This is a genomic window from Parerythrobacter lacustris (assembly GCF_024626475.1).
Lineage (GTDB): Bacteria > Pseudomonadota > Alphaproteobacteria > Sphingomonadales > Sphingomonadaceae > Parerythrobacter_A > Parerythrobacter_A lacustris.
Genome location: NZ_JANKHH010000008.1, coordinates 51,357 through 64,798, shown reverse-complemented (window position 1 = coordinate 64,798; position 13,442 = coordinate 51,357). Strand labels below are relative to the sequence as shown.

General features: G+C 66.9%; 10 protein-coding genes. 4 read left to right on the top strand and 6 right to left on the bottom strand.

Annotation, left to right across the window (positions count from 1 at the left end):
* Positions 1-57: 57 nt before the first annotated feature.
* Positions 58-1,293 carry an RsmB/NOP family class I SAM-dependent RNA methyltransferase gene (locus tag NSO95_RS14855; RefSeq protein WP_257597116.1) on the bottom strand — a complete coding sequence of 412 codons (1,236 nt, stop codon included), beginning with the start codon at positions 1,291-1,293 and terminating at the stop codon, positions 58-60.
* 55 nt (positions 1,294-1,348) lie between these two features.
* Here NSO95_RS14855 and NSO95_RS14850 point away from each other — a divergent pair, with 55 nt between their 5' ends.
* The gene (locus NSO95_RS14850) at positions 1,349-1,507 is read left to right on the top strand and encodes a DUF1674 domain-containing protein (protein ID WP_257597115.1); all 159 of its coding nucleotides are present in this window, start codon (positions 1,349-1,351) and stop codon (positions 1,505-1,507) included.
* Positions 1,508-1,580: 73 nt separating this feature from the next.
* Here the strand turns inward: NSO95_RS14850 and NSO95_RS14845 are convergent, their stop codons facing one another.
* From NSO95_RS14845 to NSO95_RS14830, 4 genes are read right to left on the bottom strand one after another with little or no spacing between them, the layout of a single operon-like run.
* Positions 1,581-2,990: a cytochrome P450 gene (locus NSO95_RS14845; RefSeq protein ID WP_257597114.1), complete on the bottom strand. Its 1,410-nt coding sequence runs from the start codon at positions 2,988-2,990 to the stop codon at positions 1,581-1,583.
* A 41-nt stretch (positions 2,991-3,031) separates the two neighbouring features.
* The gene (gene hemH / locus NSO95_RS14840) at positions 3,032-4,054 is read right to left on the bottom strand and encodes a ferrochelatase (RefSeq protein ID WP_257597113.1); all 1,023 of its coding nucleotides are present in this window, start codon (positions 4,052-4,054) and stop codon (positions 3,032-3,034) included.
* Positions 4,051-6,339, bottom strand: coding sequence for a molybdopterin cofactor-binding domain-containing protein (locus NSO95_RS14835; protein ID WP_257597112.1), 2,289 nt, complete (start codon positions 6,337-6,339; stop codon positions 4,051-4,053). Before NSO95_RS14835 ends, hemH begins: the two co-directional genes overlap by 4 nt.
* 2 nt (positions 6,340-6,341) lie before the next feature.
* Positions 6,342-7,121, bottom strand: coding sequence for an Mrp/NBP35 family ATP-binding protein (locus tag NSO95_RS14830; RefSeq protein ID WP_436278049.1), 780 nt, complete (start codon positions 7,119-7,121; stop codon positions 6,342-6,344).
* A 311-nt stretch (positions 7,122-7,432) separates the two neighbouring features.
* Between NSO95_RS14830 and hflK the strand changes: the two genes are divergently transcribed.
* The 3 genes from hflK (at position 7,433) to NSO95_RS14815 (ending at position 11,064) form a co-directional block, all read left to right on the top strand.
* On the top strand, positions 7,433-8,554 hold the full coding sequence (hflK, locus tag NSO95_RS14825; RefSeq protein ID WP_257597110.1) for a protease modulator HflK: 1,122 nt from the start codon (positions 7,433-7,435) through the stop codon (positions 8,552-8,554).
* Positions 8,555-8,558: 4 nt separating this feature from the next.
* On the top strand, positions 8,559-9,395 hold the full coding sequence (gene hflC, locus NSO95_RS14820) for a protease modulator HflC (protein ID WP_257597109.1): 837 nt from the start codon (positions 8,559-8,561) through the stop codon (positions 9,393-9,395).
* A 121-nt stretch (positions 9,396-9,516) separates the two neighbouring features.
* Positions 9,517-11,064 carry a Do family serine endopeptidase gene (locus NSO95_RS14815; RefSeq protein WP_257597108.1) on the top strand — a complete coding sequence of 516 codons (1,548 nt, stop codon included), beginning with the start codon at positions 9,517-9,519 and terminating at the stop codon, positions 11,062-11,064.
* 206 nt (positions 11,065-11,270) lie between these two features.
* On the opposite strand, the gene NSO95_RS14810 is transcribed toward NSO95_RS14815, so the two are convergent.
* Entirely contained in the window at positions 11,271-13,412 is a 2,142-nt protein-coding gene (locus tag NSO95_RS14810) for a transglycosylase domain-containing protein (RefSeq protein WP_257597107.1), read from the bottom strand.
* Positions 13,413-13,442: the final 30 nt, after the last annotated feature.

Sequence of the window (13,442 nt, the reverse complement as noted above, 5' to 3'; positions counted from 1 at the left end):
CAAATCGATCAAGCATTGAATTTTGCCGATTTAATCTTATCCCGAATGCGAATTTTACTACGAAGCCTTCACCCTGCAAACGAAAAACCCGTCCAGCCCGCCTTCTGCACGCAGCATTCCCGGATCGGTGCGGAGCCAGCCTTCGGCAGTCGGCAGCAGCCCGGCGGGAAGTTCCTCGGCGGTAATGGGGAGCGGCTCCAGCGCCACGCTTGCAGCCTGGTCCTCCCCCTCCTCGCGCTCGAGCGAGCACACCGCGTAGACCAGCACCCCGCCGGGCTTGAGCCAGCCTGCCGCGCGAGCCAGCAGCGCCGCCTGCAATTCCGCCATCTCGGCGATCTGGCGCGCGCCGATGCGGTGGAGCACATCGGGATGGCGGCGGGCGGTGCCGGTGGCGGTGCAGGGCGCGTCGAGCAGGATCGCATCGAAGCGGTGCTTCGGCTCCCACGCCAGCGCATCGGCGCGCACGGGCGACGCCTTGAGGCCGGTGCGCTTGAGGTTCTCGCGCAGCACATCGAGCCGCCGCTTGCTGAGGTCGAGCGCGGTGACGTTCCACCCCGCCGCCGCGAGCTGCATCGTCTTGCCGCCGGGTGCGGCGCACAGGTCGAGCGCGTGGCGGCCCTCCCCCTCCCCGAGCAGCCGCGCGGGGATCGAGGCGGCGAGGTCCTGCACCCACCATGCGCCGTCCCGGTAGCCTTCGATCTTCTCGACGGCCTCGCCGCGCGGCAGGCGCAGGTGGCCGGGGGCGTAGCTGTCTGCCGCGAGGCGGTTGGCCCATTCGGCAGTATTGCCAGGGCTCTTCAGAGCGAGGTCGAGCGGCGGCGGCTCGACCAGCCCGGCCGCGATGGCATCGGCGCATTCGCCCCAACGGGTCTGCACCGCTTCGGGCAAGGTCGGCGCAGGGGGGAGAGTTGCCTCGCGCTTCACCAGGGTCGAGAACACGCCATGCGCCAGCCGCCGCGGGCCGCCGGCAAGCAAAGGTAGCCCGGTGGCGATCACCGCGTGCGGCGGGGTATCGAGCCGCAGCCATTGCGCCAGCATCAGCCGCAGCACGCTGCGCGCCTTGGCGTCCGGCGGGAGGACCTGCTTCGTCGCGCTGTCGATCAGCGCATCGAGGTCGGTCAGCCAGCGCAGGCCCTCGTTGGCGATGGCGAGCGCGAGCGCCTTGTCCGGCCCGTCCCTGATGCTGCGGATGGCATTGCGCCCGGCGACCTCGAGCGTCTCGCCCCGATTGAGCACGGCGTCGAGCATTTGCAGCGCCGCGCGGCGCGCGGGGAGTCCGGGGGTATGGGCCATGGCGCCTGCCCTAGCGGTGGTTGAAACTTCCCGCCAGTGCGCGCACCTTGGGAGGATGACAAAAGAGAAATCCCCGGCAGCCAAGCGTTTCACCAAACCGGCGCATTGGTCCAACGACCCGCCCCCCGCACCCAAGGCGGTCAAGCAGGACGAAAAGCTCTCCCCCACCCGCTACGGCGACTGGGAGAAAGACGGGATTGCAGTGGATTTTTGAGCCCCCGCGCAGGCGGGGGTCTCAGGCCGCTTGGTCCCACCTGCCCTATCGAGGTCCCCGCCTTCGCGGGGACTCACAAGCTGCGGAATTCGACCTTCAGCCCGTCCTTCGGCTTGGGGATCGGCCAGGCCTGCCATTCGGGATCGTAGCCCTCGGCGATCGCGATCTCGTAGCGCGGGAGGATTTGCGCCAGCAGGATCTTCACCTGCATATAGGCGAAGTGCAGGCCGAGGCACATATGCGCGCCGCCGCCGAACGGAACCCAGGCATATTTGTGCCGCGCCTTCACCGCTTCCGGGGTAAAGCGCATCGGGTCGAACTTTGCGGGTTCGGGCCAGTGCTCTTCCATGTGATGTACATATTGCGTGTTGATCCCGACATGGGTGCCCATCGGGATGCGGTATCCGCCGAAGGTGAATTCGCGCAGCGCGCGGCGCGGGGTCGAGGGGACCGGCGGGATCATCCGCAGCGCTTCCTTGAACGCCATCTCGCACAAATCGAGCTTGCCGAGGTCCTCGTAGGCGAGCGGGCGTGCCTGCCCCTGCGCATCGAGCCCGCCGGTCACCGCGACGATCTCCTGCCGCAGTTTCTCCTGCCATGCGGGATTTTTGGCGAGCAGGTAGATCAGCGAGGTTGCGCTGGAGGTGATGGTGTCGTGTGCCGCCATCATCAGGAAGTTCATGTGATCGACCACCTCGTCGACCGGCAGCAGGCTGCCGTCCTCGCGCGTCGCGGTGGCGAACTGGCTGAACATGTCCTGCCCGCCGCCTTCGGCACGACGGCGATGGGTTTCGGCGGTGAAATATTCGACGAGGAACTCCCGCCCCTTCACCCCCTTGCGCATCAGGGTGAACGGCAGCGGCTGGCGGATCGGCGCGACCGCCGCCTGCACCATATACACGAAGGCTTCGTTGATCTTGTCCGCCTCCGGGCCCCACGGCAGGCCGATGAAGCTGTCCGCCGCGAGGTCGAGCGTCAGCTGCTTGATCGCCGGATAGAACTGCATCGGCTTGTCGCCCCAGTTCTTGACGGTTTCGCCGATGCCGCGGTTGAGGCTGCCGGAGTAATGACGCATCGGTTCGGGCTTGAACGCGATCGACAGCGCCCGGCGATCGGCGCGGTGATGGTCGAAGTCCATCAGCATCAGCCCGCGCGGGAAGAGCTTGTCGAGGATCGGCCCCCAGCCCTGTTCGCTGGAGAAGATCTTCTCGCGGTCGAACAGCACCAGCTCGTTGGCCTCTGCCCCGACCAGCGAGATAACCCAGCCGCCAAAGGCGCGGTTCTTGTACACCGGACCATACTTCTCGACCATCGCCTTGGTGAAGGCATGCGGGTCGGCCAGCATCTTGAAGGTGTTGCCGATCACCGGCAGTCCGCCATCGCCGGGGATGTGCGAAAGATCCGTCGGGGTGGGGTTGCCCTCCTCCCAATGCGTCGGTGCGGGAGTGGAAATCGGCGGTGCGGGTTCAGCGAGAGTAGCCATGGAATGCTCCTTACCTACACCAGTGTAAGTAAATTCCTACGTCAAATCCAGCCCGACAATTCGCGGCGGATAATTTGTTCGAGCATTGCCATTCCCGGCTCGCCGGTATTGAGGCAGGCGAGCGCGGCGTAATGCTCGCCACCCGCCTCAAGTAAGGTCTCGCGGCCCTCCATCGCGATCTCTTCCAGCGTCTCGAGGCAGTCGGCGGAAAAGCCCGGCATCGCCACCGCCATACGCTTGGTTCCGTTGGCAGCTTCCAGCTCGATCGTCGCGTCGGTTGCGGGCTCGAGCCACTTGGCGCGGCCGAAGCGCGACTGGAAGCTGGTCACCACCCGCAGGCCGGGCCGGGCAAGCGCTTCCTCGAGCAGCCGCGCGGTCTTGCGGCAGTGGCAATGGTAGGGATCGCCCAGTTCGAGCGTGCGCAGCGGCATCCCGTGGAAGCTCAGCAACAGCACTTCGGGATCGAAATCGAGCGCGTCGAGCTGGCGCGCGGTGTCTTCGGCCAGCGCAGCGATATGCACCGGGTCGTCGTAATAGGGCGGCAGCGTGCGGACGGCGGGTTGCCAACGGGTTTCCCGCAGCCAGTCCCCAAGCCTGTCCACAGCCGTCGCGTTGGTCGCGCCCGAGTATTGCGGATAGAGCGGCGCGAACAGGATACGGTCGCAGCCGGCTACCATCAGCGCCTGCATTTCGCGCGCGATCGAAGGCTCGCCGTAACGCATCGCCCATCGCACAATCGCCTGATCGCCCAGCCGCGCCTGCAATGCCTCCGCTTGCTGCGAGGTAATGACCGCGAGCGGCGAGCCCTTCTCGCCCCACACCTTGGCATAGGCTTCGGCCGAGCGCTTGGGCCGTGTGTTGAGGATGATCCCGCGCAGGATCGGCTGCCAGATCAGCGAGGGGATTTCGACCACCCGTTTGTCCGACAGGAACTCGCGCAGATAGGTCTTGACCGATTTCGCGTCGGGCGCGTCGGGCGTGCCCAGATTGACCAGCAGCACGCCGATCCTGCAGCTGAGCACGGGCGGATGATCGGCGGGGAGGTTTTGCGGCGTGAGGGTCATAGGCCCTCGGAAATAAGCGGAAGCCGGCGAAAGCGAAGCCCTGTCGCGGAAAAAAGTGCGTTGGCGATGGCGGGCGCGGCGACCGCGACGCCCAGCTCGCCCGGATCGAAGGGGTCTTCTTCCCCGGCGATGAACTCGACCGCGATCTCGGGGCAGTCGGCAAGCAGCGGCAAATCGAGGTCCGACAGACGCTGGGCGCTCGGCAGTCCGCCGAAGTAGCTTGTGCCCGAACCGAGCGCGAGGCCCATTCCGTAGACCAGCCCGCCCTCGATCTGCTGGCGCGCGATGTCGAGATTGACGATCCGCCCGATATCGACCGCGGCAGACAGCTTGGTCACCCGCACCCCGCCGCTGTCGCGCCGCGCGGTGGCGACGCAGGCGATCCGCCCGCCGCCCACCGCCGGCCCCATCCAGTGGCACGCGATCCCCTGCCCGCTCTGGTCGACCCCGCCGTCCCATTCGGCCAGCCGCGCCGCCTGTTGCAGGCACAGGACCATGCGTGGGTCGCCGCCCAGCATGCCGATGCGGAACGACAGCGGCTCGCGGCTGTGCTTGTGCGCGATCTCGTCGATGAAGCTCTCGATGAAGAAGGCGGTGTAGCCATGCGCATTGCCGCGCATCCGCCCGGTGGCGAGTGGCAGAGCGACCGGGACGTGGTCGACCGCCATGTTGGGAATGCCGTAGCGCGGCATCGCGCCTTCGACCACCATGGCATCGGCCTTGCCCTCTGCGGCATCGAACGCAGCCAGCCGGGTGGCGTTGTCGAACAGCCGCGCGCCGAATTCGAAATGGGTCGACGGCGCGGCGATGCGCGCGTGGAGCGTGTCGATGATCCCGCCGCCGCCCTTGGGCACGCGCGCGCTCAGCATCGCGGCAACCGGCGGGCGCGGGATGCCGGCCAAATGTTCCTGCCAGCGCGACCAGACGAGCTGGACCGGGCGTCCGCCATCCTGCCCCACTTCGCGTGCTATCAGCGCGGCCTCGATCGCGTGGTCGTGCTCCAGCCGCCGGTCGAAGCTGCCCCCTGCGGGCGAGGGGTAGAGCACCACGTCGCCCAGCGCGATGCCGATCGCACGCGCTGCCGCGATGCGCGCCTGTTCGGGTGCCTGGGTCGCCATCCACAGTTCCAGCCTGCCGCCGACAAACCGCGCGGTGACCGTCGCGGTCTCGATCGTGGCATGGAGCGCGGGCGCAACATCGTATCGCACCGCGATTTCGGGGTTGGCGATCGGATTGCCGACCTCGCCGATCTCGCCGATGCGGTGGGTCGTGCCCTTCTTCAGCAGGCGCGACAGCTTCTCCTCGATGGCATGGCCCCCAACCGCTCCGGTGACGGTGAAGCGCGGTTCCATCGCCTCGACCGCGCGATTGGCGCTCCACCAGTCGGTCGCCACGGCGGCGAGCCAGCGCTTGCCTTTCACCACCTTCACCACCTCGCGGATGGCGTAGCCTGCGGCAGGGTTGAACGCGGTCAGCTCGCACTCGCGCGCAACCGGCCCGTGCTTGATCGCGGCATAGACCATGTCGGGCAGCCGCACATCGCCCGCAAACAGGTGACTGCCGTCGACTTTCGACGGCAGGTCGAGGCGGGGCCAGACAATCGGTGCGTCGGCCTGCCCGGGCAGCGGTCGCTCGGCGGCGAATTCGGGGCGCAGCGGCGGCGGATCGGGCGGATCCTGCGCGGCCGCATCAGCGGCAAGCTCGGCAAAGGTGAGCACCTTCTTGCCATGGGAGACAAGGCCGCTTTCGACCGAGCATTCTTCCCACGCAATATCCCACCGGTCTGCCGCTTCCATCGCCAGCATAGCGCGCGCGGTGGCGGCGGCCTCGCGGCACCCGGCCTCATAGGCTGCAAGCGTCGTGCCGTCGGCGGTAGCGGTAAAGCGGTTCGACTGCGCGAAACGCTCGGCGATGAGGCTGTCCTTCGGCTCGGCCACTCCGGGCAGGAACGGCACCCACAGCGGGGCCCATTTCGCCGCCAGCGGCACATTGGCATAGGCCCCGCTGACCGGCACCGGCTCGACCGCGACCTGCCGCCAGTCCGCACCCAGTTCGAAGGCGACGATTTGCGGCAGGATCGTCGTCACCCCCTGCCCCATTTCGAGCTGCGGCACGGCCACCGTGACCACCCCGTCCTCGGCGATACGGAGCCACGCGCCGAACTTGTATTCACCTTCGACCGCCTGCATCGCATCGGCAAATGCGCGCGGCATAAGGTACCATGCGACCAGCAATCCGCCGCCCAGCGCGCCCCCGGCAAGCACTCCGCGACGGCTGACCCGCATGGTCAGGCTCCGGCCCCCTGCGGCGTGTCGAGCCATTCGGCGAGCTGGCGCGCGATCGCGGTGAAGGCTTCGCCCTCCGGCGCATCGCCTGCAGCCGGCGGCTCGCCCGCATCGCTTGCCGCGCGGATCGCCAGCGCGAGCGGGATGCGCCCGAGGAAGGGGATGCCCGTGCCTTCCGCTGCCGCTTCGACCCCGCCCCGGCCGAACGGATCGCTTACCTCGCCGCAATGCGGGCAGGCGTAGCCCGCCATATTCTCCACCAGCCCGATGATCGGCACCTTGCCGCTGTCGAACAGATTGGCCGCACGCTGCGCATCGATCAGCGCCAGATCCTGCGGGGTCGAGACGATGATCGCGCCGTCGGGCTTGTGCTTCTGCAGCATCGAGAGCTGCACGTCGCCTGTCCCCGGCGGCAGGTCGAGCAGCAGGATTTCGGTGTCGCCCCAGTCGGCATCGACCAGCTGGCCGAAGGCGTTGCCCGCCATCGGCCCGCGCCAGGCGAGCGCTTTGCCCGGTTCGACCAGGTGCCCCATCGACAGCATCGGGATGCCAAGCGGGCTGATCACCGGCAGCAGTTGTTCGTCCTTGGCCTGCGGCTTCGCGCCCCCGGTGGACATAAGCATGGGCTGCGAGGGACCGTAGATATCGGCATCGACCAGCCCGACCTTGCGGCCCATCTTGTGCAGCGCGGCGGCGAGGTTGGCGGTCAGGGTCGATTTGCCCACCCCGCCCTTGCCCGATCCGATCGCGATGATCCGCCGCCTGGCCTTGTCCGCCATCATCGCGACCCGCACGGTTTCGACGCCTTCGGCTTCGCCCAGGATATCGCGGCAGGCGGTCTGAAAAGCCTCGCGCGTCGCCGCGTCGAGCCCGGTGGCATCGATCACCAGCGTAACGGTGCCTTCTGCCTGCCTGATCGATTGCACCCGACCGGCGATCGAAGCCGGCAGGCGCGTAAGAAGTCCCTGTTCATCCATCGCGGGGGTTCCTAGCAGCAAATTCCCGCCCGCAACCCCTGTTTTTCCTGCAATCGACACCTATAACAGGGGCCATGGACACAATGCGTGCGTTGAGAGAGAAATTCGGGTTGGCCATGGCTGGCAAGAACCCGTGGGGCGGCGGATCCGGGGGCAGTGGCTCAGGTGGCGGCGAGCCCGGCGATGGCGGGGATGATACGTCTGCGCCCGATACGTCGAAAGGCCCGAAGAACCCGTGGCTTCCGCCGCGCGGCGGGGACGGGGAACGGCGCGCGCCCAATATCGAGGATATTTTCCGCAATCGCGGCCCCGGTGGCCCGCGCCGCGGCGGGGGCAGCGGCGGCAACTTCCGCCTGCCCGAACGCCCCGGCGGCAAGAGCTGGTTCCCGGTGGTGCTGGTGCTGCTGGTCTCGGTCGGGCTGCTCATGACCTCGGTCCATCTGGTCGGCCCCAAGGAACAGGCGGTGGTCAAGACGCTGGGCAACTATACCCGCACGCTTTCGCCCGGCCTCAAGGTCAGCCTGCCGTGGCCGATCGAGACGGTCGATGTGCTCGACGTCCAGGGGGTCCGCGCAGTGCGCATTCCCGCCGAGGGCGAGACCGCCAAGCTGATCCTGACCGGCGACCAGAATCTGGTCGACCTGAGCTACATCGTCCGCTGGAACATCAAGGACCTCGAAGACTACATGTTCCGGCTCGCCGATCCGGCGGAGACGGTCAACGAAGTGGCCGAAGCCGCGATGCGCGCATCGGTGGCGGAAAAGACGCTCGACCAGACTTTCTCGGGCCAGGGCCGCGCCGAAATCGAACAGCGCGTGCGCGAGCGCATGCAGCGCACCCTCGACGCCTACCAGGCCGGGATCCAGGTTATCGGGGTGGAAATCGCCAAGGCCGACCCACCGGAGAAAGTGGTTGATGCATTCCGCGACGTCTCGGTGGCGGAACAGAATGCCGATGCGGCGCGCAACACCGCGCGCGGCTATGCCCAGCAGGTGCTCGCCAATGCCGAGGGCGAAGCCGAAGCCTTCGACAAGGTCTACGAGCAATATCGCCTGGCACCCGAAGTGACCCGCCAGCGGCTCTATTACGAAACCATGGAGCGCGTGCTGAGCCAGAACGACAAGACGATCATCGAGGCCACCGGGGTTACCCCCTATCTGCCGCTGCCCGAACTGCGGCGGCGGGCGGAACAGCCGCCGATCGCGACCGTGACCCCGCCCAAGCCGGCGCAGGAGTAGATCGATGCAGGATATCTGGGACAACCATCGTGGCTCGATCATCGCGGTCGCTGCGGCGATCATCGCCTTCTTCTCCAGCGCCTATGTCGTCAGCGAGGAGGAACAGGCTGTAATCATCCGTACCGGCCAGCCTGTCGGCACGGTCAACACCCCCGGAGGCAAGACCGGGGCGGGCCTGTACCTGCGGATTCCCTTCGTCGACAGCGTACAGACGATCGAAAAGCGCCTGCTCGACCTCGAAATGAACGAGGAAGAAGTGCTGTCGAACGACCAGCAGCGCCTGCTGGTCGATGCCTATGCCCGGTTCCGTATCGTCGATCCGGTGCGCATGGTCGAACGCGCGGGCAATACGGACGGCGTGCGCACCGCGCTCGAGCCGATCCTCAACTCGGTGCTGCGGCAGGAATTGGGACGGCGGACCTTCGAGGCGATGCTGACCGCCGAACGCGGGACCGCGCTGGCCAATGTGCGCACCAAGCTCGACCGGCAGGCGAAGCAATATGGCGCGGAGATCATCGACGTCCAGATCAAGCGCACCGACCTGCCGTCGGGCGCGCCACTCGACTCCGCATTCCAGCGGATGGAGACCGACCGCCAGCGCGAAGCGCGCACCATCCGCGCGCAGGGCGATCGCGACGCGCGGATCATCCGCGCCGAAGCCGATGCCCAGGCGTCGAAGATCTATGCTGCCGCGTTCGGCAAGGATCCGGGCTTTTACGACTTCTACCGCGCGATGCAGAGCTACGACGCAACCTTCGCAACCCGCGAGGGCGGGCCGCAGAACAACCTGATCCTGTCGCCCGACAACGAATATCTGCGGCAGTTCCGCGGACAGCGGTGAGCCGGACGGTCGATGCAGCTCGACGAACGGCATCGACCGTTCAATCGCGATTAAGCCCCGGAAGTGCGATATCCGGGCGGGAACTTTCAGCGCTTTGACGCGCATTGACTAGAGGATCGTAATGCCAAGCAAGACAAAGGACGAGAAGCCAGTGCGATACGCTTATGGACTGACCTCCGCGCTGCTGGTGGGCGGCGCAGCCCTGTCATTGGTGACCGGCCACCCGGCCGGAGCCCAGGTGGCACAGAACGACGATAGCCGGATGGCCGGAGTGGTCCCGCGCGCCGGCGCGCCGGAGAGTTTCGCCGACCTTACCGAACAGCTCGCCCCGGCGGTGGTCAATATCTCTACCCGCCAGCGGGTCGAGGTTGCGGCAAACCCCTTTGCCGGTTCGCCGCTCGGCCAGTTCTTCCGCCAGCAGCCGCAACAGCCGCAAACGCGCGAGGGCACCTCGCTCGGTTCGGGCTTCATCATCTCGTCGGACGGCTATATCGTGACCAACAATCACGTCGTCAGCCCGGCGCAGAACGGCACGATCGAGGAAATCACCGTCACCCTGCCCGACGGCACCGAATATGCCGCCGAGCTGGTCGGCAACGATGCGGCCTCGGACCTCGCGGTGCTCAAGATCAGCGGCAGCCGCCCTTTCCCGTTCGTCGAATTCGGCGACAGCACCAAGGCCCGCGTGGGCGACTGGGTGGTGGCGATCGGCAACCCCTTCGGCCTCGGCGGAACGGTGACCTCGGGCATCGTATCCTCGGTGCTGCGCAACACCGGCGGCGGCGCCTATGACCGCTACATCCAGACCGATGCCAGCATCAATCGCGGCAATTCAGGCGGCCCGCTGTTCGACATGCAGGGCAACGTCATCGGCATCAACAATGCGATCTACTCGCCGACCGGCGGCAGCGTCGGCATCGGCTTCGCGATACCCGCCGAAGTCGCCGCACCGATCGTCGAGCAGCTCAAGGCAGGCACCGCGATTGAGCGCGGCTATCTCGGCGTGAGCATCCAGCCGGTCGACGAGGATCTTGCCGATTCGCTCGGCCTGCAGAAGAATCGCGGCGAGCTGGTGCAGGTCGTCGTGCCCGACGAAGCCGCCGACAAGGCCGGCATTCGTGCCGGCGACATCGTGACCCGGGTCAATAACAAGGAAGTGACCGACCAGCAGACGCTGTCGTTCCTCGTCGCCAATGTGAAGCCCGGCACGCGCATCCCGATCGAGCTTCTGCGCGACGGTCAGCGGCGCACGGTCACTGCGACGGTGGGCAAGCGGCCGACCGAGGAAGAGCTCGCGCGCAGCCAGATGTTCAGCCAGGACGGCGACGATCAGGATCTGCCGCAGACCATGCCGTCGGACAATCTGATCGGCGAGAAGCTGGGCCTGCAGGTGGTTCCGGTAACGCCCGACATCGCCCGCCAGCTCGGCGCGCCCGCCGACAGCAAGGGCCTCGCCATTTCCGGGGTCGATCCGAGCTCGGATGCCGCCGCCAAGGGTCTCGCCCGCCGCGACATCATCCTCTCGGCGAACTACCAGGAAGTGACCACGGTCGAACAACTCGAAGCGGCGATCCGCGCGGCCGAGGCCGCCGGCCGCGAAGCGATCCTGCTGCGGATCAAGCCGTCGCGCAGCAGCAACCCGATCTATCGCCCGGTGCGCATCCGCTAAGGCGGAAAACCCGAGCGACTGGCAAGAGGGCCGTTCCCGCGAGGGAGCGGCCCTTTTCCATTGGCCTTGTCATTCCCGCGAAGGCGGGAATCCATGGGACGGGGTCCGCCGTGGATCCCCGCCTTCGCGGGGATGACAAACCGTGGAGGTCACCAGCGGAATGATGAACACCGCGCCTGCCAAACCGCCTCCCTTTTACTCGCGGCCTACTGGCCCGGGGCCTGGGTCGGGATTCGCGTCGGGATGGGGCGAGGTGTCGGGCGCGGCGGGGTGCCGCCCCCCGTCGCCCGGTCGAGGAAATCGTCGCTCGCCGCCTGCCCCTGCTCGCCCGGTTGCGGGCGCGGGCGCGGGCGATCGAGAACACCTTCCTCGCCGCCCGTGCCGCCCGGGCCATCCGCCGGATCGCGCTCGCCGCCCGGTTCGATCAGATTGCCCTGCTCGTCGATATAGTAATAGTCTTCAGGGTCGCCGTAGTAGAACTCGTCGTCGGGCTCCAATTGCCATTCGGGCAGCTTGAGCTCGGTATTGAACTGTTCGACCGGACGGTTCTTGACCGCAAAGCGCATGAAGGCGGAAAACGCCTGCGCGGGCGCACGTCCGCCCTGCAGGCCGGACACCGCCTTGTTGTCGTCCCGCCCCATCCAGACCCCGGTCGTAATCCCGCTGGAGAAACCGACGAAATAGCCGTCCTTGTTCGAGGTGGTGGTGCCGGTCTTGCCCGCTACCGGCCGCCCGATCTGCGCCGCGCGCCCGGTGCCGGTGCTCACCGCCGTCTGCAGCAGATCGGTGATCCCGGCCGCCACATACTCCGGAACCAGCTGGGTGCTGGCTGCCTTCTCGTGCTCGTACAGCACCTCGCCGCCGGCGGTGGTGACCTTGAGGATGCCATAGGGCTCGACCGACTTGCCGCCTGCCGAGACCGCCGCAAAAGCGCGGGTCATGTCAATCAGCCGGGTTTCCGAAGTGCCGAGCACCATCGAGGGAAAAGTCTTGATCGGGGTGGTTATGCCGAACCGGCGGGCCATGCTGGCGACGGTGCCAAAGCCGACCTCGTTGCCCAGTTGTGCCGCCACGGTGTTTTTCGAATAGGCGAAGGCGGTGCGGACATCGATTTCCCCGGCGTAGCCCCCGCCCGAGTTGCGCGGGCTCCACCCGTCGATGGTGACCGGCACGTCCTTGACCCTGGATTCGGGATTATAGCCTGCCTCCAGCGCCGCCATGTAGACGAACAGTTTCCAGCTCGAGCCGGGCTGGCGCACCGCATCGGTCGCGCGGTTGTAGTTGGTCTCGACATAGTCGGTCCCGCCGATCATCGCGAGCACAGCGCCATCGCGGTCGAGGCTGACCAGCGCGCCCTGTGCGCCGCCCGGGGTGTTCGCCGAAATCGCTGTTTCCGCCGCACGCTGCATTCCGACATCCAGCGTGGTCCAGACTTCGATCGGCTCGGTCGTTTCGGGCAGCAGCAGGTCGAGCTGCGGCAGTGCCCAGTCGGTGAAGTAGCGCACCGAATTCTGCGCGGCATCCTGTTTGAGTTTTACCGCCGATGGGTCGACCGTCACCGATGGATCGATCAGTTCCTGCTCCTTCATCAGCCGCAACACCGTTTGCGCGCGTTCGACCGCCTTGGTCACATCGGCGGTCGGCGAATAGCGGCTCGGGGCCTTGACGAGACCGGCGATGATCGCCGCCTCGCCGGTGGTCAGCTCGGTCGCCGGGTGGCTGAAGAACTTGCGGCTGGCGCTGTCGATCCCGTAGGCACCGCCGCCGAAATAGACCTTGTTGAGATAAAGCTCGAGAATCTCTTCCTTGGAGAATTTCCATTCGAGCGCCATCGCCAGAACCGCTTCGCGCAGCTTGCGATCGAGCGTGCGATTGTTGTTGAGGAACAGGTTGCGCGCCAGCTGCTGGCTGATGGTCGAAGTCGCCGCAACCCGCCTGTCCCCCGTTGCCGCAACCCACAGCGCGCGGGCGAGGCCGTAAGGGTCGACACCCGGGTGCGAATAGAAACGGCGGTCCTCCACCGCGACCATCGCATTCTTCATATCGTCGGGGATTTCCTCGGCATCGACCCATTTGCCGAAACTCGGCCCGAGTTCGAGGATTTCTGTGCCGTCGCGCGCGCGCACCACGATCGTCTGGGCGGTCTGGGTGGCCTGAAGCTCGGCAAAACTGGGCAACGAGCGCGCCGCAAAGGCAACCGCGAGACCGAGAAACAGCAGCCCTAACAGCGACACCACTGTGCCGGTGATCACCGCGCGGCGCAGCCACAAGCGCCAGCCGCGCAGCGGTGCCTTTTCGGGCTTCTTGCTGTTCGCGGCGGCGCTGCGCCGGCTACCTCTCTTCGCCATCCACCCTGCAGTCATCTGGCGCCTGAGCTT